At 71.2% G+C, this 24,291-nt stretch carries 23 protein-coding genes; 13 read left to right on the top strand and 10 right to left on the bottom strand.

Annotated elements, in window-relative coordinates:
* Window positions 1-2: 2 nt before the first annotated feature.
* Window positions 3-3,452 (bottom strand): DUF2126 domain-containing protein, encoded by a 3,450-nt coding sequence (locus ACFQS7_RS17165; RefSeq protein WP_380068326.1) that lies wholly within the window; start codon window positions 3,450-3,452, stop codon window positions 3-5.
* 228 nt (window positions 3,453-3,680) lie between these two features.
* Here ACFQS7_RS17165 and ACFQS7_RS17160 point away from each other — a divergent pair, with 228 nt between their 5' ends.
* The 4 genes from ACFQS7_RS17160 to ACFQS7_RS17145 all read left to right on the top strand — a co-directional run bounded on the left by ACFQS7_RS17160 (window position 3,681) and on the right by ACFQS7_RS17145 (window position 8,042).
* Window positions 3,681-4,421, top strand: coding sequence for a CoA transferase subunit A (locus ACFQS7_RS17160; protein ID WP_380068325.1), 741 nt, complete (start codon window positions 3,681-3,683; stop codon window positions 4,419-4,421).
* Window positions 4,418-5,071, top strand: coding sequence for a 3-oxoacid CoA-transferase subunit B (locus ACFQS7_RS17155; RefSeq protein ID WP_380068324.1), 654 nt, complete (start codon window positions 4,418-4,420; stop codon window positions 5,069-5,071). The genes ACFQS7_RS17160 and ACFQS7_RS17155 overlap by 4 nt, the downstream gene beginning before the upstream one ends.
* A 1-nt stretch (window position 5,072) precedes the next feature.
* The gene (locus ACFQS7_RS17150) at window positions 5,073-5,678 is read left to right on the top strand and encodes a 2-hydroxychromene-2-carboxylate isomerase (protein ID WP_380068323.1); all 606 of its coding nucleotides are present in this window, start codon (window positions 5,073-5,075) and stop codon (window positions 5,676-5,678) included.
* Between the two features lie 72 nt (window positions 5,679-5,750).
* Window positions 5,751-8,042, top strand: a complete 2,292-nt coding sequence (locus tag ACFQS7_RS17145) for a xanthine dehydrogenase family protein molybdopterin-binding subunit (RefSeq protein WP_380068322.1) — start codon at window positions 5,751-5,753, stop codon at window positions 8,040-8,042.
* Window positions 8,043-8,175: 133 nt separating this feature from the next.
* Here the strand turns inward: ACFQS7_RS17145 and ACFQS7_RS17140 are convergent, their stop codons facing one another.
* The 3 genes from ACFQS7_RS17140 to ACFQS7_RS17130 all read right to left on the bottom strand — a co-directional run bounded on the left by ACFQS7_RS17140 (window position 8,176) and on the right by ACFQS7_RS17130 (window position 10,019).
* Entirely contained in the window at window positions 8,176-8,703 is a 528-nt protein-coding gene (locus ACFQS7_RS17140) for a carboxymuconolactone decarboxylase family protein (RefSeq protein WP_380068321.1), read from the bottom strand.
* A gap of 43 nt (window positions 8,704-8,746) precedes the next feature.
* Window positions 8,747-9,193 (bottom strand): RrF2 family transcriptional regulator, encoded by a 447-nt coding sequence (locus ACFQS7_RS17135; protein WP_380068320.1) that lies wholly within the window; start codon window positions 9,191-9,193, stop codon window positions 8,747-8,749.
* An 82-nt stretch (window positions 9,194-9,275) separates the two neighbouring features.
* The gene (locus ACFQS7_RS17130; RefSeq protein WP_380068319.1) at window positions 9,276-10,019 is read right to left on the bottom strand and encodes a cold-shock protein; all 744 of its coding nucleotides are present in this window, start codon (window positions 10,017-10,019) and stop codon (window positions 9,276-9,278) included.
* 275 nt (window positions 10,020-10,294) lie between these two features.
* Between ACFQS7_RS17130 and ACFQS7_RS17125 the strand changes: the two genes are divergently transcribed.
* The 4 genes from ACFQS7_RS17125 to ACFQS7_RS17110 are packed head-to-tail and all read left to right on the top strand — an operon-like array spanning window position 10,295 to window position 13,711.
* On the top strand, window positions 10,295-10,999 hold the full coding sequence (locus tag ACFQS7_RS17125) for an ABC transporter permease (RefSeq protein ID WP_380068318.1): 705 nt from the start codon (window positions 10,295-10,297) through the stop codon (window positions 10,997-10,999).
* A complete protein-coding gene (locus ACFQS7_RS17120) occupies window positions 10,999-11,712 on the top strand; it encodes an ATP-binding cassette domain-containing protein (protein WP_380068317.1) in 714 nt (237 codons plus the stop codon). Before ACFQS7_RS17125 ends, ACFQS7_RS17120 begins: the two co-directional genes overlap by 1 nt.
* A 40-nt stretch (window positions 11,713-11,752) precedes the next feature.
* A complete protein-coding gene (locus tag ACFQS7_RS17115; RefSeq protein ID WP_380068316.1) occupies window positions 11,753-12,361 on the top strand; it encodes a pyridoxamine 5'-phosphate oxidase family protein in 609 nt (202 codons plus the stop codon).
* A gap of 54 nt (window positions 12,362-12,415) precedes the next feature.
* Window positions 12,416-13,711 carry an aspartate aminotransferase family protein gene (locus tag ACFQS7_RS17110; protein WP_380068315.1) on the top strand — a complete coding sequence of 432 codons (1,296 nt, stop codon included), beginning with the start codon at window positions 12,416-12,418 and terminating at the stop codon, window positions 13,709-13,711.
* 106 nt (window positions 13,712-13,817) lie between these two features.
* On the opposite strand, the gene ACFQS7_RS17105 is transcribed toward ACFQS7_RS17110, so the two are convergent.
* From ACFQS7_RS17105 to pdxH, 5 genes are all read right to left on the bottom strand, one after another.
* On the bottom strand, window positions 13,818-14,858 hold the full coding sequence (locus ACFQS7_RS17105; RefSeq protein WP_380068314.1) for an Ldh family oxidoreductase: 1,041 nt from the start codon (window positions 14,856-14,858) through the stop codon (window positions 13,818-13,820).
* A gap of 83 nt (window positions 14,859-14,941) precedes the next feature.
* The gene (locus tag ACFQS7_RS17100) at window positions 14,942-15,652 is read right to left on the bottom strand and encodes a pirin family protein (RefSeq protein ID WP_380068313.1); all 711 of its coding nucleotides are present in this window, start codon (window positions 15,650-15,652) and stop codon (window positions 14,942-14,944) included.
* Window positions 15,653-15,768: 116 nt separating this feature from the next.
* Complete coding sequence (locus ACFQS7_RS17095) at window positions 15,769-16,647, bottom strand: universal stress protein (RefSeq protein ID WP_380068312.1); 879 nt, start codon at window positions 16,645-16,647, stop codon at window positions 15,769-15,771.
* A 37-nt stretch (window positions 16,648-16,684) separates the two neighbouring features.
* Window positions 16,685-18,163, bottom strand: coding sequence for an AAA family ATPase (locus tag ACFQS7_RS17090; protein WP_380068311.1), 1,479 nt, complete (start codon window positions 18,161-18,163; stop codon window positions 16,685-16,687).
* Entirely contained in the window at window positions 18,160-18,747 is a 588-nt protein-coding gene (gene pdxH, locus ACFQS7_RS17085; protein WP_380068310.1) for a pyridoxamine 5'-phosphate oxidase, read from the bottom strand. The genes ACFQS7_RS17090 and pdxH overlap by 4 nt, the downstream gene beginning before the upstream one ends.
* A gap of 105 nt (window positions 18,748-18,852) precedes the next feature.
* Here pdxH and fabI point away from each other — a divergent pair, with 105 nt between their 5' ends.
* The 3 genes from fabI to ACFQS7_RS17070 all read left to right on the top strand — a co-directional run bounded on the left by fabI (window position 18,853) and on the right by ACFQS7_RS17070 (window position 21,370).
* Window positions 18,853-19,686 (top strand): enoyl-ACP reductase FabI, encoded by an 834-nt coding sequence (fabI, locus tag ACFQS7_RS17080; RefSeq protein ID WP_380068309.1) that lies wholly within the window; start codon window positions 18,853-18,855, stop codon window positions 19,684-19,686.
* A gap of 25 nt (window positions 19,687-19,711) precedes the next feature.
* Window positions 19,712-20,818, top strand: coding sequence for a chorismate synthase (gene aroC / locus ACFQS7_RS17075; RefSeq protein ID WP_380068308.1), 1,107 nt, complete (start codon window positions 19,712-19,714; stop codon window positions 20,816-20,818).
* Window positions 20,819-20,950: 132 nt separating this feature from the next.
* Window positions 20,951-21,370 (top strand): VOC family protein, encoded by a 420-nt coding sequence (locus tag ACFQS7_RS17070; RefSeq protein WP_380068307.1) that lies wholly within the window; start codon window positions 20,951-20,953, stop codon window positions 21,368-21,370.
* A 13-nt stretch (window positions 21,371-21,383) separates the two neighbouring features.
* On the opposite strand, the gene ACFQS7_RS17065 is transcribed toward ACFQS7_RS17070, so the two are convergent.
* The gene (locus ACFQS7_RS17065) at window positions 21,384-22,652 is read right to left on the bottom strand and encodes a M10 family metallopeptidase C-terminal domain-containing protein (RefSeq protein ID WP_380068306.1); all 1,269 of its coding nucleotides are present in this window, start codon (window positions 22,650-22,652) and stop codon (window positions 21,384-21,386) included.
* Window positions 22,653-22,793: 141 nt separating this feature from the next.
* Here ACFQS7_RS17065 and ACFQS7_RS17060 point away from each other — a divergent pair, with 141 nt between their 5' ends.
* Together ACFQS7_RS17060 and ACFQS7_RS17055 are read left to right on the top strand one after the other, a co-directional pair.
* On the top strand, window positions 22,794-24,002 hold the full coding sequence (locus ACFQS7_RS17060) for a hypothetical protein (RefSeq protein ID WP_380068305.1): 1,209 nt from the start codon (window positions 22,794-22,796) through the stop codon (window positions 24,000-24,002).
* A 112-nt stretch (window positions 24,003-24,114) separates the two neighbouring features.
* The gene (locus ACFQS7_RS17055) at window positions 24,115-24,258 is read left to right on the top strand and encodes a peptide chain release factor 1 (protein ID WP_380068304.1); all 144 of its coding nucleotides are present in this window, start codon (window positions 24,115-24,117) and stop codon (window positions 24,256-24,258) included.
* Window positions 24,259-24,291 lie beyond the last annotated feature (33 nt).

Here is a 24,291-nt window from a genome sequence, read left to right as displayed (position 1 = left end):
GGTCACCCCGCGCGCCGCAGGTCGAGCGAGCGCGGCGACTCCTTGGCCGGCAGCGGCCGCGGCGCCGGCATCGGCCCCGGCGTATGGCCGAAGGGCTGGAACCGCACCCGGCGCCGCGCCTCGGCCTCGTTGGCATTGACCGGAAGCGTCTCGTAGCTGAGGCCGCCGGGGTGGGAGACATGATGGGTCAGCCCGCCGAGACTCCGCCCGGTCCAGCGGTCGTAGACGTCGAAGGTCAGCGGCGTCTGCGCCTTGAGGGTCGGGTGCAGCGCGCTCGGCGGGTCCCAGGCCTTGAAGCGGATGCCGGCGACGTATTCGCCTTCGGTCTCGGTCCGGGTCAGCGGCACCTCGTGGCCGTTGCAGGCCAGCGCGTAGCGTTCCTCGACCCAGCCGGCGACCTTGGCCTGCAGCCGTTCCGTGCTGCTGTCGACGTAGCGCACCGCGCCGCCGCTGCCGGGCTCCTCGCCCAGCACGTGCCAGGGTTCCAGCGCATGGCGGAGCTCGACCTTGGCGCCGCGCAGCGTCACCTCGCCGACCAGCGGGAAGCGGAATTCGAGGTGCGGCGCGAACCACTCGGCCTCCAGCGGGAAGCCGAGATCGCCCAGCTCCCGCAGCACGTCGCCGAAATCCTGCGCCACGTAGTGCGGCAGCATGAACTCGTCGTGCAGCCGCGTCCCCCAGCGGACCAGGCGGCGGTCGTAGGGGGTCTTCCAGAAGGCGGCAACGGCGCTGCGCATCAGCAGCATCTGCGCCGCCGCCATCTGCGGATGGGGCGGCATCTCCAACGCGCGGTACTCGACCAGGCCGAGCCGGCCGGTGCTGCTCTCCGGCGCGTACATCTTGTCGATGCAGAACTCGGTTCGATGGGTATTGCCGGTCATGTCGGCCAGGATGTTGCGGAACAGCCGGTCAACCATCCAGGGCGGCATCTCCTCCCCCGCCGTGATGCGGGAGAAGGCGATCTCGAGCTCGGCCAGGCTGTCCTGCCGCGCCTCGTCGACGCGAGGATGCTGGCTGGTCGGGCCGATGAACAGTCCGCTGAACAGGTAGGACAGGCTCGGGTGGTTGTGCCAGAAACCGAGCATCGACTTCAGCAGGTCGGGCCGGCGCAGGAAGGGGCTGTCCTTCGGGCTGGCCGCGCCCATGACCACGTGGTTGCCGCCCCCCGTGCCGACATGGCGGCCGTCGAGCATGAACTTCTCGGCCGAGAGCCCGGTCTGCCGGGCCTCCTCGTACAACTGCTCGGTGCGCTCGATCATCTCCGGCCAGGCGGTGGCGGGGTGGATGTTCACCTCGATTACGCCCGGATCGGGGGTGACGGAGAAGTTGAGCAGCCGCTCGTCGCGCGGCGGCAGATAGCCTTCCAGCACCACCTTGCGGCCCAGCTCGGTGGCGGTGGCCTCGATCGCCGCGGCCAGGTCCAGCCAGTCCTCGGCGGCATGCAGCGGCGGGAAGAAGACATGGATCAGCCCGCCGCGCGCCTCGACCGCCATCGCGGTGCGGACCACGCCGGGGTCGGAGCGGCCGACCACCGGCAGGTCCTGCGGCACCGGGCGGAAGCCCTCGGCGCCCATGCCGGGGCCATGCCCATCGCCGCGGCCGCCACCATCGCCACCACCCGGGGCACCGGGGCGCGCGGCGCGCGGGTCCTGCTGCGGCACCAGCCGCCAGGCATTGGGCGTCATCCCGGCCGGGCCGCCGCCGGCAGCCGCGCCGACCCGCTCGAAGCCCTGGCGCTCGAAGGCCTGGCGCGGCGGCAGCGGGCCGACCGGGGCGAAGGGATCGGCATCGCTCTCGAAGATCCGCGCCGCGTCCTCCTCCGACATCCAGGGCAGGCTCTCCAGCGGCAGGCGGAAGCCGACCGGGCTGTCGCCGGGCACCAGGAACATGTGGTCGCCGCGGAAGAACCAGCGGCCGGACTGCCAGCGCCGCGCGCCATCCTCAATCACCCGGCGGATCGGCAGCACCGAGCCGACCTGCGCGGTCAGCCCCTGGCCGAAGACCTTGGCCAGTCGCGCCCGTTCCAGCGGGTCCTTGAGTTTCGCGTCCTCGACGATGACGTTCGCCGGCAGCCGCTTCTCGCGCCAGAGAAAATAGTGGATGTCCTCATGGGCCGGGGTGACCAGGCCGGGGTCGAGCTGCAGCCGCTCGGCCAGGATGCGGGCGAAGCGGTCGGCGTCCGCCGCCGTCGCGTCGTCGGTGTCGTCGTCGGAGGCCAGCAGCGCCGGGTCGTTCCAGACCGGCACGCCATCCTTCCGCCAGTGCGAGTACAGCGCCCAGCGCGGCAGCTGCTCACCGGGATAGTGCTTGCCCATGGCGTATTGCAGCGCCGCACCGGGCGACCACAGCGGCACCAGCCGGCGCAGCAGGCGGCCGGCATAGCGGCGCTTGGTGGGCCCCAGCGCCGCGGTGTTCCATTCCGGCGCGTCCATGTCGTCGGTGGCGATGAAGGTCGGCTCGCCGCCCATGGTCAGCCGCACGTCGCCGGCCGCGAGCGCCGCATCCACCGCCCGGCCGCCGGCCAGGATCCCCTGCCACTGCTTGTCCGTGTAGGGCTTGGTGACCCGCGGCGTCTCGCGCACCCGGGTGACGCCCATGGCGAAGTCGAATTCGGTCTCGGCCTTCTCCGCCATGCCGCTGATCGCCGCGGCCGAGGCCGGTTCCGGCGTCGCCGCGAGCGCAATATGGCCCTCCCCGGTCATCAGGCCCGAGGTTGCGTCGAGCCCGACCCAGCCGGCGCCCGGCAGGTAGACCTCGGCCCAGGCGTGCAGGTCGGTGAAGTCCTCGGTCGGGCCGGACGGGCCGACCAGCACCTTCTGGTCGGCGACCAGCTGGATCAGGTAGCCGGAGACGAAGCGCGCGGCGAGGCCGAGATGCCGCAGCGCCTGCACCAGCAGCCAGGCGCTGTCGCGGCAGGAGCCCTTGGCATTGCCCAGCGTCTCCTCAGGCGTCCAGACGCCGGGCTCCATGCGCACGACATAGGCGGTGCGCTCCTGGACCCGGCGGTTCAGGTCGACAAGCATGTCGATGGTGCGCTTCTCCTCGCGCGGGATCTCGGCGAGAAATTGCTTGAGCAGCGGCCCGGGCTCCTCCAGCCGGCGGAAGGGGGCGAGCTCCTGCTCGAGCACCGCGTCGTAGGTGAAGGGGTAGGTCTCGGCCTCGGGCTCGAGGAAGAAATCGAAGGGGTTGATCGTCGCCATGTCGGCGACGAGGTCCACTTCCACGCTGAAATGCGTGACGCGGTCGGGGAAGACAACGCGGGCCAGGTGGTTGCCCTGCGGGTCCTGCATCCAGTTGAGGAAATGCGGCTTGGGCTCGATCTTCAGCGCGTAGCTGACGATGGGCGTGCGGGCATGCGGCGCCGGTCGCAGCCGGATCGTCTGCGGGCCGAGCTGTATGGCCCGGTCGTAGCGGTAGCTGGTCCGGTGGTTCAAGGCGACGTGGAGCGGCATGATCGGTGAGCCTGCGATGAGTCGGCCCGGTTTACAGCAAAACCGGCGCCATGCGCGGCATGATGATCCTGGGCATGAGGGTTGCAGGAAGCGGCCGACGACTGCCCAAAGCGCGGGCATTTGCCTGTTCCGGAATGCAATCGCCATCGCGCCGGCGATTGCCGATGTTTCCACCCCGGGCGATCGCGGCCTAAGCTTCCCGCCAAGACGATCGGGGGAGGGCAGCGCATGGCGCGACCAGGCAAGGTGGTGGCAAGTTTCGCCGCCGCGGTGGCGGATATCCCGGATGGCGCGGTGGTCGCCATCGGCGGCTTCGCCGGGCCGGGCACGCCCTACAACCTGACGAAGGCGCTGCTGGCGCAGGGCGCGAAGCGGCTGACCTGCATCGCCAACACCACCGGCGGGGCGCACCAGCCGCGGTTGCCCGATATCGGCATGCTGGTCGAGGCCGGGCAGGTGGCCAAGGTGATCTGCAGCTTCACTGCCGCCACCCGCCCGACCGACGTGCTGCCCTTCACCAGGTACTACGAGGCCGGCGAGGTCGAGGCCGAATTGGTGCCGCAGGGGACGCTGGCCGAGCGGCTGCGCGCCGCCGGCGCTGGCATTCCCGCTTTCTACACCCCGACCGCGGTCGGCACGGAATTGGCCGAGGGGCGCGAGACCCGCATCATCGACGGCCGCGAGTATCTGCTGGAACATGCGCTGCCCTGCGACGTCGCCTTCATCCGCGCCTGGCGGGCCGATACCGCCGGCAACCTGCAATTCCGCTTGGCCCAGCGCAATTTCTGCCCGCTGATGGGGATGGCGGCGAAGCTCACGATCGTCGAGGTGGAGGAGCCGATCCTGCCGGCCGGCGCGCTCGACCCCGACCAGATCCATCTCTCCGGCATCTTCGTGCAACGCCTGGTGCAGGTGCCGCCGGCGCCAGAGGGGTTGTGGACGGTCCGCCGGCAGGAGCGCGCGAAATGAGCGGCACGGACGCGAAGGGCTGGGATCGCCAGCAGATGGCCGATCGCCTCGCCCAAGAATTCCAGGACGGCTGGATCGTCAACCTCGGCGTCGGCATCCCGACGCTCTGCAGCAACACCGACATTGGCGACCGCGACATCCTCTATCACGCCGAGAACGGCGTGATCGGCTACGGCCCGGTGCTGCCGGCGGGCGCGGAGGACCTGCACCTGGTCAATGCCGGCGGGCAGAATGTCTCGCTACGGCCGGGGGCCGCCATCGTCCACCATGCCGACAGCTTCGGCATCATCCGCAGCGGCCGGATCGACGTGACGGTGATGGGCGCCTACGAGGTCTCGGCGGGCGGCGACTTCGCCAATTGGAAGGTGGGGCGGGCCAAGGGCGGCGGCATCGGCGGGGCAATGGACCTCGCCGCCTGCGCGAAGCGGGTCTTCATCATCCTGGAACATACCACCCGCAAGGGCGAGCCGCGGCTGGTGCCGCATTGCGCGCTGCCGGTGACGGCGCGCGGGGTGGTGACGCTCGTCGCCACGAATTACGGCCTGTTCGCGCCGACCGGCGAGGGCTTCGCGGTGCGCGAACTGGCGCCCGGGATCAGCTTCGAGGCGGCCCAGGCCGCCACCGGTGCACCACTGACACAAGGACGCTGAGATGGCCCTGCACATCGACTACTACGCCTCGCTGAACTCGCCCTGGACCCATCTGGGCGCGGCGCGGATCGAGGCGCTGGCGGCGCAGCACGGCGCCAGCATGCGCATCTTCCCGGTGGATTTCGGCACCATCTTCGCCGGCTCCGGCGGGCTGCCGTTGCCCAAGCGCAGCCCGCAGCGCCAGGCCTACCGGCTGCAGGAGCTGGCCCGCTGGCGGGAGGCGACCGGTATCTCGATCAAGACCCACCCGAAATTCTTCCCCAGCTCGGAGGCGCTGAGCAGCGCCTGCGTCATCGGCCTGCGCGAGACCCAGGGCGACGCCCCGGCCATCCGGCTCGCCCACCGGGTGCTGAAGGCGGTCTGGGAGGACGAGCTGAACCCCGCCGACCGCGACGTGCTGGCCGGGCTGATCGGTGAATGCGGCCTCGATCCCAAGGCCGTGCTGGGCTTGGGCGACGACCCGCGCTGGGCGGCAATGCGCGAGGCCGACACCGCCGCCGCCCTGGCCCGCGGCGTCTTCGGCGCGCCGAGCTATGTCATCGGCGAGGACATCTTCTGGGGCCAGGACCGGCTGGAATTCGTCGCCAAGCGACTGGCCAAGGGGTAGGGGAGGCTCGCTACACTCGCCGCCGACAGTGCAGGAGCGAGTGATGCGACATCCCAGCCCCGGCGGCCCGGCATGATCGGCGAGAACCGCCGCCGCATCGAAGATGCGCGCTTCCTCCTCGGCGAGGGCCGTTATGTCGCGGACCTGATCCCCTCAGGCGCGCTGCATGGCGCGGTGCTGCGCTCGCCGCATGCGCATGCGCGGATCACGGCGGTCGATGCCGCCGCGGCCCGTGCCCTGCCGGGCGTCGCTCTGGTGCTGACCGGCGCCGACCTGGCGGACGAGGGCATCGGCCCGCTGCCCTGCCCCGCCGTGGTGGCGACCATCGGCCCGCTGATCATCCCGGATCGGCCGGCGTTGGCGCGCGACGAGGTGAAGCATGTCGGCGAGCCGGTCGCCTTCGTCGTCGCCGCCACGCCGGCCCAGGCGCGCGACGCGGCCGAGGCGATCCTGGTCGATTACGACCCGCTGCCCGCGGTGGTCGACAGCCGCGCCGCGCTGGCCCCCGGCGCGCCGCAGCTCTGGCCGGAGGCGCCCGGCAACCGCGCCTTCCGCTTCGAACGCGGCGACCGCGCGGCGATGCAGGCCGGCTTCGCCGCCGCCGCCCGCGTCGTCGAGCTCGACCTGGTCAACCACCGCGTCCATGCCGCGCCGATCGAGCCGCGCGGGGCGGTGGCATCCTGGGACGGCAGCCGATTCGACCTGCTCTTCTCCGGCATGGGCGTGCACGGCATCCGCGCGCAATTGGCCACCGTCTTCGGCCTGGACGAGGCCGCCTTCCACCTGCGCTGCCCCGATGTCGGCGGCGGCTTCGGCATGAAGAACTTCCTCTTCCCCGAACATGTCGCCCTGCTCGCCGCGGCGCGCCGGCTCGGCCACCCCGTCGCCTGGATCGCCGAGCATACGGAGGAATTCCAGGGCGCCGTGCATGCCCGCGACTTCCAGGGCAAGGCGCGGCTGGCGCTCGATGCCGAGGGCCGGTTCCTCGCGCTGCATGCGCAAATGGCGGGCGACATGGGCGCCTATTGCTCGGCCTTCGGCCCGGCGGTGCCGACCAACTCGGTCTCGACCGCGATCGGCGGCGTCTATGCCATCCCCGCCATCCTGCTCGAGGTCGAGGGCGCCTTCACCAATTCACTGCCCGTGGATGCCTATCGCGGCGCCGGCAAGCCGGAGGCGAACTACCTGACCGAGCGCCTGGTCGAGGCCGCCGCCCGCGCCACCGGGATCGATGCCGTCGAGATCCGCCGGCGCAACGCCATCGCCGCCTTCCCCTACCGGAGTGCGACGGGGATGCTGATGGATACCGGCCGCTTCCGCGACAACCTCGGCGACCTGGAGGCGCTGCTGGACCGCGAGGGCTTCGCCGCGCGGCGGGCCGAGAGCGAAGCGCGCGGCATGCTGCGCGGCCAAGGGGTCGCCTGCTTCCTGGAAACGTCCCGCGGCGCGCCGCGGGAATGGGCGGCGGTGCGCTTTGCGGCCGACGGCATGGTCGACCTGGCCATCGGCACGCAGAGCAACGGCCAGGGGTTGGAGACCAGCTTCGCCCAGATCGCCTCGGCCTGGCTGGGGCTGGAGGAGTCCCGCTTCCGCCTGGTCCAGGCCGATACCGACCTGGTCGCCTTCGGCAATGGCCATGGCGGCGCGCGGTCCCTGCATGTCGGCGCCACGGCGCTGGTCCTGGCGATGGACAAGGTGATCGAGAAGGCCCGTCGTCTCGCCGGCCACCTGCTGCAGGTCGCGCCGGAATCGGTGGAGTTCGCCGAGGGCTGCTTCACCTGCACCGCCACCGGCCAGGCCTTCACCCTGGATGCGCTGGTCGAGGCCTCGCGCGACCCGGAGGACGTGCCGGAGGGGATGGAGCTCGGCCTGGATGCCGAGGCGATGAACCTCTCGGAGCTCGTCACCTTCCCGTCCGGTGCGCATTGCGCCGAGGTGGAGATCGACCGCGAGACCGGTGCGGTGACGCTGGCGCGTTACCAGGCGGTCGACGACTACGGCGCGCTGGTGAACCCGATGCTGACCCGTGGGCAGGTGCAGGGCGGCCTGGCGCAGGGGATCGGCCAAGCCCTGCAGGAACGCATCGCCTACGACCCGGAGACGGGGCAGCTGCTGAGCGCGTCCTTCATGGACTACGCCCTGCCGCGCGCCGCCGACCTGCCGGACCTGGCCATCACCTTCGGCGAGGCGCCGACCCAGTCCAACCCGCTCGGCGTCAAGGGGGTGGGCCAGGCCGGCGCGATCGGCGCGCCGCAGACCGTCATGCACGCGGTGCTGGACGCGCTGCGGCCGCTGGGCGTGACGGCCTTGCAGATGCCGGCGACGGCGGAGAGCGTGTGGCGGGCGATGCGCGACGCCAACTGAAGGCCAGGGAGGAAGTATCCTCCCTGGACCCTCCTCTGTTTTTGTAAGCTAGGCACTCGCTGCGCGGCAGCTCCCGACTCGCATAAAGCAAAGGAAGGTTGGAGAGGACATGCTTTTTTCTCCCCAACCTTCCTTACTGTTCTTCCTCGATCTGCAAGGCATCGTTGAACCGGTTGAAGAACCCGCACAGCGTGATCCGCAGCGTCAGCTCGACCACCTGCGCCTCCGAGAACACCTCCCGCACCGCGCGGAACAAGGGCTGCGGGATGCGGTTCGGCGTCTCCCAGGCGGCGATGGCGTACTGCACCACCAGCTTGTCCGTCGCATCCAGTTCCGGGTGGTCCTGCCAGTCCATGATGCGGTCGATGCCGGCCGAGGAGATGCCCTCGACCTCCAGGAACGGCTTGTGGTGCGCTACGCAGTAATGGCAGGCGTTGAGGTTGGAGACCACGACGATGGCGATCTCCAGCGCCCGCTTCGGCAGGGTCGCCGCCGCGCGCAATTCCATCAGCATGGGGAAGAGGTGCCGCAGCGCCGCCGGCACATGGGCGAAGACCGCGACCTGGTTGCGGAAGGGTCCGTAGCTGCCGGCGAAGCGCTCGTAGATCTCCGCCAGCTCAGGCGGCAATTCGGCGCTGTCGATGTCGCGGACGCGGGCCATGGCGTTCTCCCCTGGGTGCAGGGGCGCAGCCTAGCGCGCCATGTCAGATGACGAAATTCAACGGCTCCACCGTCGGCCGCTTCACGCCGGCCGCGGCGGCGCGCTTGATCAGGTCGGCCACCGTGAGACGCGAGAGGTGGTCGCGGCACAGCGCCTCCATCTCGGTCCAGAGCGGCTGCACCACTGCCGCCTGCAGCCGCCCGGCGGGCACTTCGGCCCCGGCATCCTCGTCCAGCGCGGTGGAGACGATCTCCGCCACCCGCAGGTCGCGCGGCGGCCGGCCCAGCCGGTAGCCGCCCTTAGGCCCGCGGATGCTGTCGAGCAGCCCGGCGCGCGACAGCGCCTGCAGCACGGGTTCGATGCCCCGGCGCGCTTGGCCAAGCCGTTCGGCGATGTCGGCGGCGCTGACCGCCTCGCTGCGGCCGGCATGGAAGGCCACGTCCAGCATGATCGCCACCGCGGTCATCGCCCGTTCCCGGCGCAGCAGCATGCGTGTTTCCCCCCAAGGGCGTGAAAGCCCTCGGGCGGCGCCTGGGCGCCGCCCCTTCCCTATCAGCCTTGTCCTCGCCCGCTCAGCCGCGGGTGAGGGTCGAGGCCTCCGGGCCCTTCTTGCCCTGCACGACCTGCATGACCACCGCCTGGCCTTCGGCCAGGGGCGGCACGCCGCTGCGTTCCAGCGCCGTGGCATGCACGAAGACATCGCGCCCGCCGCCGTCCGGGGAGACGAAGCCGAAGCCCTTCTCCGCGCTGTACCACTTCACGGTGCCGCGCATCTCCTCGGCCGGGCCGGCGGGGGCGAAGCCGCCGCCACCGGCACCGAAGCCGCCAGCCCGCGGCGGCCGGTCGCCGAAGCCGCCCGCCGGACGCGGGGGCCGGTCGCCGAAGCCGCCACGCGGGCCGCCGGCACCCGCGCCGGGACCGCCGCCGCCAGGCTCACCGGGGCTGGTGATCTCGACCACCTCAGTGACCTGCTGGCCTTTCTGCCCGGGTCCGACGCGGACCTTCAGGCCGGCGCCGGGGTTCACCGCCTCGCTGCCCGAGCGCTGCAGCACGGAGACATGCAGGAAGGCGTCGCCGGAGCCGTTGCCGAGCTCCACGAAGCCGAAGCCCTTCTCCGGGTTGAACCACTTGACCGTGGCCTCGACCTCGGGACCCGTGGCAAAGACCGAGGGACCACGAGAGGCCGGGGGGCCGCTCGGGATCGGGAAAGAGGGTGGGGCTCCCCAGCCACCACCACCACCGCCAAACTCGGGGGTATCGTCGTCAAACCCGCGCTTGCGGGGCTTACGGGGGCGCCAGCTTTCGTTTTTGGCCATCGCTCGGACTCTTCGGTGCTCCACTGGCCACGCCCGGTACCGGAACTCCGGCACCAGGACACGGCCTGCCTTCATCTGCCCCCTTGGACAGCGAATGGCATTCGCCAAGCATCTAGCATAAGGCTTCCTGCTTCGCGCGCCAGCCCATCGTGGAAATCTGCGTGCCGCGATGCAATTTCGTCACCGGTGCGCTTGCCCATGGGCAACCAGGCGGCAGGTTGCGGCATATCGGGGCCAAGCTGCGCCCCACGGCATGGCCTGCCACGAGGATTCCGTTGACCGATCTGGGCGCCGCCCTTGCCACCGCGCTGCACCTGGTCGCCACGGGCGACCCGACGGTGCTGCGGATCGTCGGCCTGTCCCTGCGCATCAGCCTGGCCGCGACGCTCTGCGCCGCGCTGGTCGGCCTGCCGCTCGGCGCCCTGCTGGCGGTGGCGCGCTTTCCCGGGCGGCGGGCGATCATCGTCGGGTTGAACGCGCTGATGGGCCTGCCGCCGGTGGTGGCGGGGCTGCTGATCTACCTGGCGCTGTCGCGCAGCGGGCCGCTCGGCGGGCTCGGCCTGCTGTTCACCCCCTGGGCCATGGTGATCGCCCAGACCCTGCTGATCGCGCCGATCCTGGCCGCCCTGTCGCGCCAGGCGATGGAGACCCTGTGGGAGGATTACGCCGAGCAGCTGCGCTCCTTCGGCGCCGGGCCCTGGCGGGCGGTGCCCACCTTGCTGTGGGACGGCCGCTTCGCCCTGCTGACCGTGCTGCTGGCCGGCTTCGGCCGGGCCAGCGCCGAGGTCGGCGCGGTGATGGTGGTCGGCGGCAACATCGAGGGCTTCACCCGGGTGATGACCACCGCCATCGCGCTGGAGACCAGCAAGGGCGACCTGCCGCTGGCCCTGGCGCTGGGCGGCATCCTGATGGCGATGGTGCTGGCGGTGAATGTCGCCGCCCAGGCGCTGCGCGACGGCGCCGCCCGGGCGGGCCACTGATGCGGGCACCGGATGCCGCCCTGCCCCTGCTGGCCGAGCGGCTGGGCTATGCCGCCGGTGGGGTGGCGATCCTGTGCGACGTCTCGCTGGCGATCGAGGCCGGGCCGCCGCTGCTGGTCATCGGCCCGAACGGCGCTGGCAAGTCCGTCCTGCTGCGCTTGCTGCACGGGCTGCTGGCGCCGACCTCCGGCCGGATCCGCTGGGCGGGGGCGGGCGGGCGGCACGACGCCATGGTCTTCCAGCGCCCGGTGATGCTGCGGCGGAGCGTGCTGGCAAACCTGGAGTATCCGCTGGCCCTGGCCGGGCTGCCGCGGGCGGCAAGGCGGGCGCGGGCCGAGGCGGCGCTGGCGGAGGCCGGGCTGGCGGCGCTGGCCGGGCGGCCGGCGCGGCGGCTCTCGGGCGGCGAGCAGCAGCGCCTGGCCCTGGCCCGCGCCGCCGCCCTGGCGCCGGAGGTGCTGTTCCTCGACGAGCCCTGCGCCAGCCTGGACCCGGCGGCGACCCGGGCGGTGGAGGCGGCGATCGCCGGCATCGCCGCACGCGGTTGCAAGATCGTCATGACCACGCATGACCTCGCCCAGGCACGGCGGCTGGCCGGGGAGGTCGCCTTCCTGCATCGGGGCCGGCTGCTGGACCGCGCGCCGGCCGCGGATTTCTTCGCCGGATCCAGGGCACCCGAGGCGGCGGCCTTCCTGCGCGGCGAATTGCTGGCCTGACCCGCGCCGGCGCAGGATGCCGCACCGGAGGAGATGCCTTATGCCCAGCCCAGACCCCTCGCGCCTGTTCCATGCCGGCAACCGCGCCTTGCAGGACCGCCATGACGGCCGCCGCGTCGCCGACACGCTGGAGGCGCGCCGCCGGGCCGCGACCTTCGAGCCGGCCCATGTGGGGCTGATCGAGGCGGCACCCTTCTTTTTCCTGGCCACCGCGGCGAAGGGCGCGGTCGATTGCAGCTTCAAGGGCGGCCCACCCGGCTTCGTCCGCATCACCGGCCCGGCCGAGCTGGAATGGCCGGACTACGACGGCAATTCGATGTATCTCTCGCTGGGCAACATCCTGTGCAGCCCTTCGGTCGGCATGCTGTTCATCGCCTTCGATGGGAAATCCCTGCGAGTCCGCCTGCGCGGCCAGGCCAGCCTGGTCGATGACCCGGCACGGATCGCCGCCATCCCCGGCGCGCGCCGCCTGGTGCGGGTGGCGGTCACCGACATCTTCCCGAATTGCCCGCGCTACGTTCCGGACCTCGGCGGCGATGCGCCCTCGGCCTACCTGCCGCGGCCGGACGGCAGCCAGCTGCCGCCGGAATGGAAGGGCCGCGACTACATCCGCGACATCCTGCCGCGGGACGACCCGCACCGGGTATGACGGCCGCATGAACCTGTTCTAGCCTGCAGCCGACGCAGCAACGGGGTGGGGCCGATGGACGGGATCACGCGCAGCCTGGACGAACAGGCGCTGGTGCGGACGGCGCACCGGGTGCTGCCGGCCGGCGGCTTCGGCAATTTCGCCTCGGACATCGTCATCCGGGAAGGCCGCGGCGGCCGGGTCTGGGATGTCTCCGGCAACGAGTACGTGGACTACCTGCTCGGCTCCGGCCCGATGTTCATCGGCCATGCGCATCCGGAGGTGACCGAGGCGGTGCTGGCCCAGGTGCCGCGCGGCACCACCTTCTTCGCCAACAACGAGCACGGCATCCGCCTGGCCGAGGTGATCGTCGACGCCATGCCCTGCGCCGAGCAGGTGCGCTTCGTCAGCAGCGGCTCCGAGGCCGACATGTATGCGATGCGCGTGGCCCGCGCCTTCCGCGGCCGCGACCGCATCCTGAAATTCGAGGGCGGCTACCACGGCATGTCCGACTGGGGATTGATGAGCCTGGCGCCCAGGCGGCTGGCCAACTTCCCCGTCGCCGTCCCCGATTCGGCCGGCATCCCGAAAAGCGCGCGGGAGGAGGTGCTGGTCGCCCCCTTCAACGACCTCGACGCCGCCCGCGCCCTGATCGCGGCCCATCACGACGAGCTCGGCGGGGTGATCCTCGAGCCCTTCCAGCGGCTGATCCCGCCGGCGCCCGGCTTCCTGCAGGGCATCCGCGACATCACCGCGCAATACGGCATCCCGCTGATCTTCGACGAGGTCGTCACCGGCTTCCGCTTCGCCTATGGCGGCGCGCAGTCCTACTATGGCGTGACGCCCGACCTCTGCACGCTCGGGAAGATCATCGGCGGCGGCTTCCCGCTGGCGGCGATCGCCGGCCGGTCCGACATCATGGCGCATTTCGACAAGGGGATCGTCGGCGAGGACGGCTTCCTGATGCAGGTGGGGACGCTGTCGGGCAACCCGGTCGCCGCGGTCGCCGGCCTGGCGACGCTGGGGGTGCTGCGCCGTCCCGGCGCCTACGAACAGGTCTTCGCCACTGGCCGGACACTGATGGACGGCATCGACGCAATGCTGAAGAAGGCCGGGCTGCCGGCCCAGGTGGTGGGCGAGCCACCCCTGTTCGATGTGGTCTTCAGCGCCGAGGAGGTGCGCGACTACCGCAGCACGCTGCGGGCCGATGCCGGACTGCAGAAGCATTTCAACACCCAGTTGCGGGCGGCCGGCATCCTGAAAGGCGACAGCAAGTACTACATCTCGCTGGCGCATACCGCGGAAGACCTGGAGCAGACGCTGCGGGCCTTCGCCGGGGCGATCGCCGCGCTGCCGCGGAAGGCAGGGTAGAAAGACTGGAAAGAAAGTATTCTCCCCGGACCCCTCATCTATTCTTCCGAGTTGGCCTCTGCCGCGCGGGTCGAGGGGAGAAAATATTTCCCCTCGCCAGCCTTGCCTAGGCTGGCATCGGCACTCCGCCCGCCACGGCGAGCGCGCCGAGCTTCTGCCAGGTGGCATCCTCGATCTCGATCCCCGCCGTGCCGCGCGCCTGCTCGGCGCGGTGCTCGACCTCGCCCGGATAGAGCACGCCCTGGCTGCCCTTGGCCGGGGGCGTGTCCTTCAGGTAGTGGGCAAACTCCGCCACATCCTTCCGGAAGGTCAGCAGCGGCCGGAAGGCCTCGACCTTGATGGCGATCAGGAAGCAGCCGTCGTTGTGACGGCCCGTGGGCTCCACGCCGAAGCCCAGGCCCGTCAGGATGCCGCAGAAGATCTCGCCCATCGCGGCCAAGGCGGTGCCCTTGTAGCCCTCCGACCCGCCAAGCGGCATCAGCGCGCCGCCCTTGATCTTCGCCGGGTCGGTGGTCAGGTCGCCGTCCTTGTCCACGACCCAGCCGAGCGGGATCTCCTGGCCGCGCGCCTCGGCCAGCTTGATCTTGCCCATGGCGACGGCGGAGGTGGCGAAGTCCATGCAGAAGGGCCCGTCGAGGTCGGACGGCACGGCGATCGCCCAAGGGTTGGTGCCGAGCCGCGGCTCCCGCCCGCCGAAGGGGGCGACGCCCTTGGGGGACCGTCCGCTGTCGGCCCAGGCCATGCCGATCATCCCGGCGCGGGCCGCCATCAGCGGGTAGCTCGCCAGGCGGCCGACATGGCCCTGGCGGAACACCGTGGTGGCGGCGATGTTGTTGGTCTCGGCCTTCTCGATGGTCAGCGCCATCGCCTGTTCGTTGATGACGTAGCCGAAGCCCCAATTGCCGTCGACGACGGTGGTGGTCGGGCTTTCCTGGACGATGGTGAAGGGCGCGCCGGGGACGATGTGCCCGGCCTTCACCCGCTCTATGTAGTTCGGCAGCATGATCATGCCGTGGCTGTCGTGGCCGGCCAGGTTGGCGTTGACCACGTGCCGCGCGACCGTGGCGGCCTCGGATTCCGGCACGCCATTCGCCACCAGCAGCGCGCGGCCCAGCACGCGCAGCCTCTCGGCCTGGATCTTCGGCATGGTGTCCTCCCGTGTCGTGTTGGGAGGCAGGTTCGCGCCAAAGCGCGGCCAGCGAAAGGGGGCGGTCGCCCGCCCCCTCCCCGCTATTCCTTGGCGACCTCGACCAGCACCAGCTCGGCATCCTCGGAGGCGGTGATCTCGATCACCGGCTCGTCGACGATGCCGGCGCCGTCGCGGGCGCAGAGCGCCCGGCCGTTCACCGTGACCGCACCCTTGGCCGGCACCAGATAGGCGGCGCGGCCCTCGGCCAATGGCTGGCGCAGGGTCTGGCCGGCCTTCAGCGTGGCGGCGAGCACCGCGCCGTTGACGTTCAGCGGCAGCGCGCCGCTCGCCTCGTCCTGCGGCCGGCCGCTGGCCAGCACCTCGAAGCCGGCCTCGCGGGTCGCCTTCGGGAATTCCTTGGCGCCCCAGTTCGGCTTGGCGCCGCGGCGGTCGGGGATGATCCAGATCTGGAAGATCCGGGTCGTCTCGGACTCCAGGTTGTACTCGCTGTGCACCACCCCGGTGCCGGCGGACATGATCTGCACGTCGCCCGCTTCGGTCCGGCCGATATTGCCCAGGCTGTCCTTGTGCGTGATGGCGCCGTCCCGGACATAGGTGATGATCTCCATGTCGCGGTGCGGATGCGGGTCGAACCCGGTGCCGGCGGCGATCTCGTCGTCGTTCCAGACACGGAGGCGCCCCCAGTTCATCCTTGCGTCGTCATGGTAGCTGGCGAAGGAGAAATGGTGCTTGGCCTTCAACCAGCCGTGGTTGGCACCACCGAGCGTGCCGAAAGGGCGGACATCGATCATCAGTTCCTCATGCCGGACGGGTTTGTCGTCCGTTGAGCCGGAAGATGGTCCAGCCCGACCGCCGCCGCCATGGGGCGGCGGTGATCGCCATCATCAGGGACGCCTATGGCGCGGCCTCAACGGCACATCAGCACCGGCATGTCGCTGTTCTCCAGGATATGCCGCGTCACCCCGCCCAGGATCAGCTGCCGCAGCCGCGAATGGCTGTAGGCCCCCATGCACAGCAGATCGGCGCGGAAGTCGCGCGCGGCACCCAGCAGCCCGGCGCCGACATCCTTGGTCTGCGGCTTGAACAGCTTCGGCTCGGCCTCGATCTCGTGCCAGCGCAGGTAGCTGCGGATGCCCTCCACCGTCGGCCCGCGCCGCTGATATTCGTCGGCGTAGAGCAACTGCACCGCATTGGCCCGGTGCAGCCAGGGTAGCGCCGCGGCGACCGCGGCGGCGCTCTCGGCCGAGCCGTTCCAGGCGCAGCACACCCGCGTGCCGATGGTCGCCGGCGCCTCGCGCGGGGCGATGAGCACCGGCCGGCCGGAATCGAACAGCACGGCATGCAGCGCGTCGGAGGACGAGACATCCTCGTCCGCCTCCGGATGCGGCACCACCGCCATGTCGTAGAGGCGCGACTGTTGCGCCACGACGTCCTCCTCCCGCCCGGCGATGGACTCGAAGGACAGGGTCGGCCCGTCGGTCTTCAGCGCGGTCTCGGCGCTGTTGGCCAGGGCGACGCCGCCGGCATGGCCGGTGAAGCGCTCGAACAGCGCGCGGACGCGGTTGGCGCGCTCGCCGCTCTCGCGCTCGGTCGCCGCCATCATCTCCTCGATCATGGCGCCCGACAGGCCCTCGCCGGCCAGCGGCGCCACGTCCCGCGCATCCACCCGCACATGCAGGCAGTGGACGTGGGCGTTCCAGATGCGCGCCACGCCCAGCGCGGTGGCAAGCGCGGCTTCCCCGGCAGCGGTGCCGGTCAGCGGCAGAAGCAGGCGTCTGTAGGCCATGGCGCATCTCCCCAAAGGCGCATTTCAGACATGTCTATCACGGATCGTCCGGGTTCAAGCCCAGTGCGATTCGCGCCGCCGGATTCGGGTCCCCGGCGGCATCCAGCCGCAGCCAGCCGATCGGGCCGGGGTCGCGCGCCGCGGCGGCGTCCAGCACCGCCGCATCGGCATCGGACGCGTCGCCGCGCCGCGCCGTGACCCGGGCACGCAGCACGTCCAGCGGCGCCTCCAGCCAGAAGCCCTGGAATGGCGCCGCGCCGCGCGCCGCCTCGATCGCCGCACGTTCCGCCGGGCGCAGGAAGGCGGCGTCGGCGATCACGGCATGGCCGCCGCGCAGTGCCGTGGCGGCCGAATCGATGAGCGCGGCGAGGACCGCAGCGCTGGCCTCCGGCGTATAGGCCGCCGGCGGCAGCCGTTCCTCGGGCGCCAGCCCGGCCAAACGTTTCCTGATCTCGTCGCTGCGCAGCACCAGCGCGCCGGGTGCCGCCCCCATCGCCGGCGCCAGGGCGCGGGCCAGGCGCGACTTGCCGGTGCCCTGCAGCCCGCCCACCGCCACCAGCCGTGCCGGCGGCGGCGCCAGCATCGCCTCGGCCCGGTCGAGATAGGGTTGGCCCTGTGCCGCGCCCTTCGCCTTGGCCAGCACATGCGCCCGGATCATCGCCCGCAGGGAGAGCCAGAGCGGCAGGCCGGCGACCAGCCCGGCATCGCCGCCGCGCGCCACGTAGCGGTTCAGCACTCGGTTCGCCGCCGCCCGGCCGACCCGGTGGTCGAGGTCCATCAGCAGGAAGGCCAGGTCGTAACCGGTATCGACGGTGGCCAGCGCCTCGTCGAATTCCAGCGCGTCGAAGGGCGTGACGCGCCCCTCCAGCAGGCAAAGGTTGCCCAGGTGCAGGTCGCCATGGCAGCGCCGCACCCGGCCGGCCGCGGCCCGCGCCGCCAGGATGGGGGCGAGCCGGGCGATCCAGCCGCGCGTCGCCGCGGCCAGGGCGCCGACCCGCGGCGCGGGCAGGCCGGCGGCCAGCGCGGCGGCGGCATTGCCCTCCAGAACCCGGTGCAGCGCCGCCGGCACATCCACCCCCGGCACCGGCGGCAGCACGGCATGCAGGGCGAAGGCGGCGTCGGCGATGGCGTCCAGCAGCCGGTCGTCCAGCCCGCCCCGGGCGGCGACGGCATCGAGGAAGTCGCCGGCCGGCACCGGCGCCATGCGCAGCACCCAATCCACCGGCGTGCCCGCCCCACCCAGCGCCAGGCCGCCTTCCGACGTGCGCACGACCGGCACCACGTCGCGGTAGAGCGCCGGTGCCACCGGCTGGTTGAGCGCCAATTCGCGGCGCAGGAAATGCTCCCGCGCGGCGAGTGCCGAGAAGTCGAGGAAACCGAGGGCGACCGCCTTCTTCAGCTTCCAGACCGCATCGGGTCCGACGAAGACGGCGGAGATATGCGTCTCCACCGGCGGCACGCCCGCCAGGCGCTGGAGCAGCGCCGCGACCTCGGCCTGCCCCGGCGGGACGGTCACGGATACAGCGCTTCGATCCGCCAGCCCGTACCATCCTTATGGAACACCTGCCGCTCGTGCAGGCGGAAGGGCATGTCGCGCCAGAATTCGATGCGTTCCGGCAGCACCCGGAAGCCGGACCAGAATTCCGGCCGGGGAATCTCGCCGATGCCGAATTTCATGGTGTATTCCGCCACCGCCTTCTCCAACGCGTAGCGCCCCTCCAGCGGCCGGGACTGCCGGCTTGCCCAGGCTCCGATCCGCGATCCCCGCGCGCGGGAGGCATAATAGTCATCCGCCTCCGCCGCCGAGACCGGCTCGACCGGCCCCTCCACCCGGACGCTGCGCTGCAGCGACTTCCAGTGGAAGCAGAGCGCGGCGAAGGGATTGCCCGCGAGCTCGCCGCCCTTGCGGCTTTCGAGGTTGGTGTAGAAGACGAACCCTTTCGGATCGACGCCCTTCAGCAGCACCATGCGGGCGGAAGGCCGCCCCTCCGGCGTGGCGGTCGCCAGGCAGACGGCGTTCGGGTCGTTCGGCTCGGATCGCGTCGCCTCCGCCATCCACGACTCGAAATGGGCGATCGGGTCGAGGGTGCTGCTGGGCATGGCGGTAACTCCGGGTCACGAAGCGTGCGGCCGGAATCCCTTGCCCGGCGTTCGGGGGTGTGCCACCACGCCTGCCCATCCGCAACAAGCTGGTCACTCCTCCGCATGTCAGACGCGCCCCTCGCCGAAGCCCCCACCGGCACGTTGATGGCCGGAAAGCGGGGCCTCATCATGGGCGTCGCCAATGACCGCTCCATCGCCTGGGGCATCGCCCGGGCCCTGGCGGCACAGGGTGCGGAGGTCGCCTTCACCTACCAGGGCGAGGCACTGGAGAAGCGGGTCCGCCCGCTCGCCGAAAGCCTGGGCTCGACCCTGGTGCTGCCCTGCGACGTGACCGACGATGCCAGCGTCGATGCCGCCTTCGCCGCGGTGAAGGAAGCCTGGGGTGGGATGGACTTCCTGGTCCATGCCATCGGCTTCGCCAACAAGGAATATCTGCGCGGCCGCTACCTCGACACGCCGCGCGAGGCCTTCCTGCAGGCACTCGACATCTCGGCCTATTCCTTCGTCTCGGTCTGCCAGCGGGCGGTGCCGCTGATGAAGCCGGGCGGGTCGCTGCTGACCATGAGCTACCTCGGCGCGGAGCGCGTCACGCCTCATTACAACGTGATGGGTGTCGCCAAGGCGGCGCTGGAAGCCAGCGTCCGCTACCTCGCGGTCGATCTCGGTGGCATCGGCATCCGGGTCAATGCGATCTCGGCCGGGCCGATCCGGACACTCGCGGCCAGCGGCATCGGCGACTTCCGCTACATCCTCAAGTGGAACCAGTACAACGCGCCGCTGAAGCGCAACGTGACCATCGAGGAGGTCGGCGGGGCGGGCCTTTATCTGCTGAGTGACCTCTCGGCGGGCGTGACCGGGGAGGTGCACCATGTGGACAGCGGCTTCCACGTGGTGGGGATGAAGGCAGTGGACGCGCCGGATATCAGCACGGTCTGAGCGCCGCGCAGGCTGAGGCCCCACCATGTCCCATAACAGTTTCGGCCACCTCTTCCGCGTCACCACCTGGGGCGAGTCGCATGGCCAGGCCATCGGTTGCGTCGTCGATGGCTGCCCGCCCCGGCTGGCGCTGACCGAGGCAGACATCCAGCCCTTCCTCGACCGCCGCCGCCCCGGCCAGTCCAAATTCGTGACGCAACGGCAAGAAGCCGACGAGGTCCGCATCCTGTCCGGCACCTTCGAGGGCGTCACCACCGGCACCCCGATCGCCCTGGTGATCGAGAACACCGACCAGCGCAGCAAGGATTACGGCGAGATCAGGGACCGCTACCGCCCCGGCCACGCGGACCTGACCTACGACCTGAAATACGGCATCCGCGACTACCGCGGCGGCGGCCGGTCCAGCGCGCGGGAGACCGCGATGCGGGTCGCCGCCGGTGCCGTCGCCCGCAAGGTCCTCGGGCCCGAGGTGACGGTCCGCGGCGCCCTGGTGCAGATGGGTCCCGACCGCATCGACCGCGCCGCCTGGGACTGGGCGGCGGTGGACGACAACGCCTTCTTCTGCCCCGACCGCGCCGCTGCCCTCCGCTGGGAAGCCATGCTGACCGAGGCGCGCAAATCCGGCTCCTCGCTGGGTGCGATCATCGAGGTGGTGGCCGAGGGCATCCCGCCCGGCCTCGGCGCGCCGATCTACGGCAAGCTCGATGCCGAGATCGCCGCGGCGCTGATGGGCATCAATGCGGTCAAGGGCGTCGAGATCGGCGAGGGCTTCGCCGCCGCCACCCTGACCGGGGAGGCCAATGCCGACGAGATGCGCATGGGCCCCGATGGCCGGGTGGTCTTCGGCGACAACCACGCCGGCGGCATCCTCGGCGGGATCTCGACCGGTCAGCCGGTGGTGGCCCGCTTCGCGGTGAAGCCCACCTCCTCCATCCTCACGCCCCGCCGCTCGGTGGACCGCTTCGGGCAGGAGGTGGAGGTGCTAACCAAGGGCCGGCACGACCCCTGCGTCGGCATCCGTGCCGTGCCGGTGGGGGAGGCGATGGTGGCCCTGGTGCTCGCCGACCACCTGCTACGGCACCGGGCGCAGAACCCGGATGCGCCGGGCACGGCGCGGCTGCCGCGGAACTGAAGGCGCCTCGGGCGGCCGTGCGGATTGCTGGCCGGCCGGCGACCAGGCCCGCTAAGCTCAGCCGGGTCGGGAGGCGCTCCGCCCGGCAGGCTCCGGGGCGGAACCGCCGATCCGGCGCGGAGGAGAACGCCGATGAAGATCAAGCTGCATCATGTGAATTTCTGCTCCACCCAGGTACCGGCGATGGAGGAGTTTTACCGCTCCGTGCTCGACCTCGGACCGGAGCCCTCCCTTGCGACCGCCCGGGTCTCCACCTCCGGCTATGCCGGCAATGTCGCGTTTGTCACTGACGGCACGACGCAACTGCACCTGGCGGAGCGGGACCTTGGGGTCGGATTCCGTACGGGGAACGCGATCAACCCGCTCGAGCGCGGCCATATCGCATTCCGTACCGACGACATCGCAGCCTTCAAGCGGCGCCTGACAGAGCGCGGCATTCCCTTCTCGGATTACGGGACCTGGGCCATGAACGGCTGGGAGCAGGTCTTCTTCCACGATCCCGAAGGCAATATCGTCGAGGTGCATCAGGTCCACGCCGCGGATCCGGCCTGACCCTTCGGGTGCGTCACGCCACCCAGTCGGGCGGCGCGATCGCCACCGCGCCGTCGTCGAACAGCACGGCCTCGACCTGCAGCAGCACGTCGTCGCCACCCGGGCCGAAGGCGCACCAGCCCCCATTCGCCTGGGGCAGCAGCAGCGTCTCCGTCCGCATCCCCGGCAGCACCGCGGTGTCCCAGCCGGCACCGCCGACCAGGATGTCGTTGCCTGCCCCCCCGGTCAGGCCGTTGTCGACGGCGTTGCCGACCAGCAGGTCGTCGCCGGCGCCGCCGATCGCGCCCTCGATCGTCACGCCCCAGGCGATCCAGAGGTTGTCGCGCCCGTCATAGCTCGGCGTCGGCGCCGCCTCCGCCCAGTCGGGCAGTTCGGCCCGCCGCGCCGCCTCGGTCGCACGGATGCCGATGCTGCTGGCATGCCCCTCGTTCAGGTCGATGATGCAGGCCAGCGGCTGGTTGCCGGCATCGATCGCATCGGTGCCGCCGGCATCCCAGATCGTCTGCAGGAAGCGCGCCCCCGGCGCCCAGGCATAGTGGCTGTCGCCGGCACGAGTCGTCAGGTTGGGACCATAGAGATACTGCGCCGCGGCGATGTCGATCGTCATCGGGCTGGCGGGGTAGAGGCTGGCGACGGTCCACTGATAGGCCTCCGGCGTGCCCGTCACCGTCACCACGCCGGCATTGGCCGGCGAGGCATAGGCCAGGATGCTGTACGCCATGGTGGCTTCCCCGGCCGGCAGCGTGTCGGCGCCCTCGAAGGGATGCTTCAGGCCGATCGCGTGGCCGATCTCATGCGTCAGGGCGTAGCGGCCATAGCCACCTGCTGCCTGCGCATCGAGCCCGGCATCGGTCGAGAGCCAGACATCGCCGCCGCGCGCATAGGGGGCCGGGGCGACGATTCGGCCATCGGCATCGACCGCATAGGCATGGTCAGGGAACCAGGTGAAGCCGCCATAGCCCATGTCGCTGCGGCCGAAGCGGATCGCCCCGCCCTCCCCCGCATCGGCGACCGCGGCGAAGTCGATGCCGCAGACCTCGGCCCAGGCGGCCAGCGCCTCCGCCGTGGCGGCCTGCATGGCCGGATCGAAGGCAAGGAAGCCGGGATGGTCGGCCGCCTGTTCGTAGCCCGGCAACGCCTGCATGAAGCTGTAGGTTACGCTCACCGGATCGCCGATGCCGGCCGGCGCGGCGGCTAGGCTGCCGGCGGCGGCCGGGAAGTTCCACCGCGCCGCCAGGCCGCCGGGCTCTCCCACCCGCAACAGCGCCGTCATACCCGCCATGAAACGCCCTATCCCCAGCGGCCGGGCGGCCGCACCACGACAACGTATGCTGAAGTCGAGTGTTCCGGCTAACGACGTGCCCTTGACGCCCGTCAAGAAGGTCGGGAAAGGTGAACCGCACGCGGAGTGTGAGACGCAGCCATGCCCTTCGCCGATCCCCGGTCCGACCACCCGCCGCTGGATGCCTTCTTCGCCCTGTGCGGCGAGGGCCCCTGGCAATCGCGCGTGGCGGAACTCGGCCTGCGCATGCAGCCCGGCTCTCTCAGCGGCCGCGCCGCGCAGCAGCGGCATGGGCTGGAACTGGCGCTGTCGCGCCTGTCGGATCCTCGGGCAATGGCCAAGGCCGGCCTGGCGGAACGCCGCTTCTGCGCCCTGGCGCAGGATGCCGTGGCGCTGGCCGCCGGCCTGCCACCGGCCGGCCGCGCCCGGCTGCAGGATTGCATCATGCAGGGCCTGACCGGTCCCGCCACGCTGATCCCCTTCTTCCACCTGCTGCGCACCGCGTCGCTGCTGCGGGCACGCGGCTTCACCGTCCGCTTCGACGGGCTGGCCGACGAGGCTCCCTACGACCTGCTGGCCGAACGCGGTGGCGCGACCGCCGAGGTGGTGTGCGAGAGCGTCTCGGCCGAGGAAGGCCGTCCGGTCAACCGCGGCGACTGGTGGGCGCTGGTTGATGCGATCAACCCTGAATTGCAGACCTGGCTGGCCGCCCATCCCGGCCGGTATCTGCTGAAGATGACGCTGCCGGACGGCATCTCCGGCCCCGACCAGCTGGCCGAGTTGCAGCAGCGGATCAGCGCCATGCTGGTCGCCGAGAAGCGCCAGGACAGCGGCGCCCAGGCGGTGCTCAAGCTCGACCCTCTGATGCTGGCCGGCGCCCAGGCGCAGGACCGGGCCGGCGGCGGCCTGCCGGCCCGCCTGCGCGCACAGTTCGGGCCGGAAGCCCATCTGGCCGTGACCACCCAGCCGGGCAGCGGCAGCGTCTTCGCCATGGCGGCGCGGGCGGGCCGGGAGAATGCGATCGCCGCCGCGGTGTGCCGCCGTGCCGCGCTGGCCGCCGAGACGCGCCTGACCGGACAGCATCCGGGCATCCTGGCGGTCTTCCTCGACGACCTCGACCGGCTGGACTGGCGCGCGCTGCGCGGCGAGCAGTTGGAGCTGGAAGGCGCGGTGCGCCGCTTCCTCACGACCCCGCCGGCGCGCCGGGTCGTGGCGGTGTCCTGCACCTCGCGCTTCGAGATGTTCGGGTCGCCGGAGGCGGTGGTGGAAGGCGAGCTTCGCTTCCGCAACCAGAACCATGCCGCAGCCAAGCATCCAGGCCTGGCGCCCGCGATTCTCTCCTCCGTGTGACACGGGACACGCCGCGTTGCGCAAGGCAACCGGCGTGTTTCAGCCACGTTTCTCCGCAGCTTCGATGGACGCTGCCGCTGACGCCGCGGCCAAACCGGGAGGACGGGGTTGCATGACTGAGCGTGAGTTCCAGGCCAAGCTTGCCGAACTGGACCGGCTGCTGAACGACCCGGAAATCCGCATGGACCCGGACCGGGTCTGGGCCCTGTTGGCCGAGTTGAGCGCGCAAGAATTGGGCGCGACCGCCCGCGCCTGACGAAAAGGCCGGAGAGAAGGTATTCTCCCCAGA

The sequence above is a fragment of the Dankookia sp. GCM10030260 genome (assembly GCF_042666655.1).
In the GTDB taxonomy this organism is placed as follows: domain Bacteria; phylum Pseudomonadota; class Alphaproteobacteria; order Acetobacterales; family Acetobacteraceae; genus Paracraurococcus.
This window is presented reverse-complemented; position numbering and strand designations above follow the sequence as displayed.

What these genes read in the sequence shown, in the direction of transcription:
- ACFQS7_RS17165 (WP_380068326.1), bottom strand. Translation starts at nt 3,452, where the DNA reads ATGCCGCTCCACGTCGCCTTGAACCACCGGACCAGCTACCGCTACGAC.
- ACFQS7_RS17160 (WP_380068325.1), top strand. Translation starts at nt 3,681, where the DNA reads ATGGCGCGACCAGGCAAGGTGGTGGCAAGTTTCGCCGCCGCGGTGGCG.
- ACFQS7_RS17155 (WP_380068324.1), top strand. Translation starts at nt 4,418, where the DNA reads ATGAGCGGCACGGACGCGAAGGGCTGGGATCGCCAGCAGATGGCCGAT.
- ACFQS7_RS17150 (WP_380068323.1), top strand. Translation starts at nt 5,073, where the DNA reads ATGGCCCTGCACATCGACTACTACGCCTCGCTGAACTCGCCCTGGACC.
- ACFQS7_RS17145 (WP_380068322.1), top strand. Translation starts at nt 5,751, where the DNA reads ATGATCGGCGAGAACCGCCGCCGCATCGAAGATGCGCGCTTCCTCCTC.
- ACFQS7_RS17140 (WP_380068321.1), bottom strand. Translation starts at nt 8,703, where the DNA reads ATGGCCCGCGTCCGCGACATCGACAGCGCCGAATTGCCGCCTGAGCTG.
- ACFQS7_RS17135 (WP_380068320.1), bottom strand. Translation starts at nt 9,193, where the DNA reads ATGCTGCTGCGCCGGGAACGGGCGATGACCGCGGTGGCGATCATGCTG.
- ACFQS7_RS17130 (WP_380068319.1), bottom strand. Translation starts at nt 10,019, where the DNA reads ATGGCCAAAAACGAAAGCTGGCGCCCCCGTAAGCCCCGCAAGCGCGGG.
- ACFQS7_RS17120 (WP_380068317.1), top strand. Translation starts at nt 10,999, where the DNA reads ATGCGGGCACCGGATGCCGCCCTGCCCCTGCTGGCCGAGCGGCTGGGC.
- ACFQS7_RS17115 (WP_380068316.1), top strand. Translation starts at nt 11,753, where the DNA reads ATGCCCAGCCCAGACCCCTCGCGCCTGTTCCATGCCGGCAACCGCGCC.
- ACFQS7_RS17110 (WP_380068315.1), top strand. Translation starts at nt 12,416, where the DNA reads ATGGACGGGATCACGCGCAGCCTGGACGAACAGGCGCTGGTGCGGACG.
- ACFQS7_RS17105 (WP_380068314.1), bottom strand. Translation starts at nt 14,858, where the DNA reads ATGCCGAAGATCCAGGCCGAGAGGCTGCGCGTGCTGGGCCGCGCGCTG.
- ACFQS7_RS17100 (WP_380068313.1), bottom strand. Translation starts at nt 15,652, where the DNA reads ATGATCGATGTCCGCCCTTTCGGCACGCTCGGTGGTGCCAACCACGGC.
- ACFQS7_RS17095 (WP_380068312.1), bottom strand. Translation starts at nt 16,647, where the DNA reads ATGGCCTACAGACGCCTGCTTCTGCCGCTGACCGGCACCGCTGCCGGG.
- pdxH (WP_380068310.1), bottom strand. Translation starts at nt 18,747, where the DNA reads ATGCCCAGCAGCACCCTCGACCCGATCGCCCATTTCGAGTCGTGGATG.
- fabI (WP_380068309.1), top strand. Translation starts at nt 18,853, where the DNA reads ATGTCAGACGCGCCCCTCGCCGAAGCCCCCACCGGCACGTTGATGGCC.
- aroC (WP_380068308.1), top strand. Translation starts at nt 19,712, where the DNA reads ATGTCCCATAACAGTTTCGGCCACCTCTTCCGCGTCACCACCTGGGGC.
- ACFQS7_RS17070 (WP_380068307.1), top strand. Translation starts at nt 20,951, where the DNA reads ATGAAGATCAAGCTGCATCATGTGAATTTCTGCTCCACCCAGGTACCG.
- ACFQS7_RS17065 (WP_380068306.1), bottom strand. Translation starts at nt 22,652, where the DNA reads ATGGCGGGTATGACGGCGCTGTTGCGGGTGGGAGAGCCCGGCGGCCTG.
- ACFQS7_RS17060 (WP_380068305.1), top strand. Translation starts at nt 22,794, where the DNA reads ATGCCCTTCGCCGATCCCCGGTCCGACCACCCGCCGCTGGATGCCTTC.
- ACFQS7_RS17055 (WP_380068304.1), top strand. Translation starts at nt 24,115, where the DNA reads ATGACTGAGCGTGAGTTCCAGGCCAAGCTTGCCGAACTGGACCGGCTG.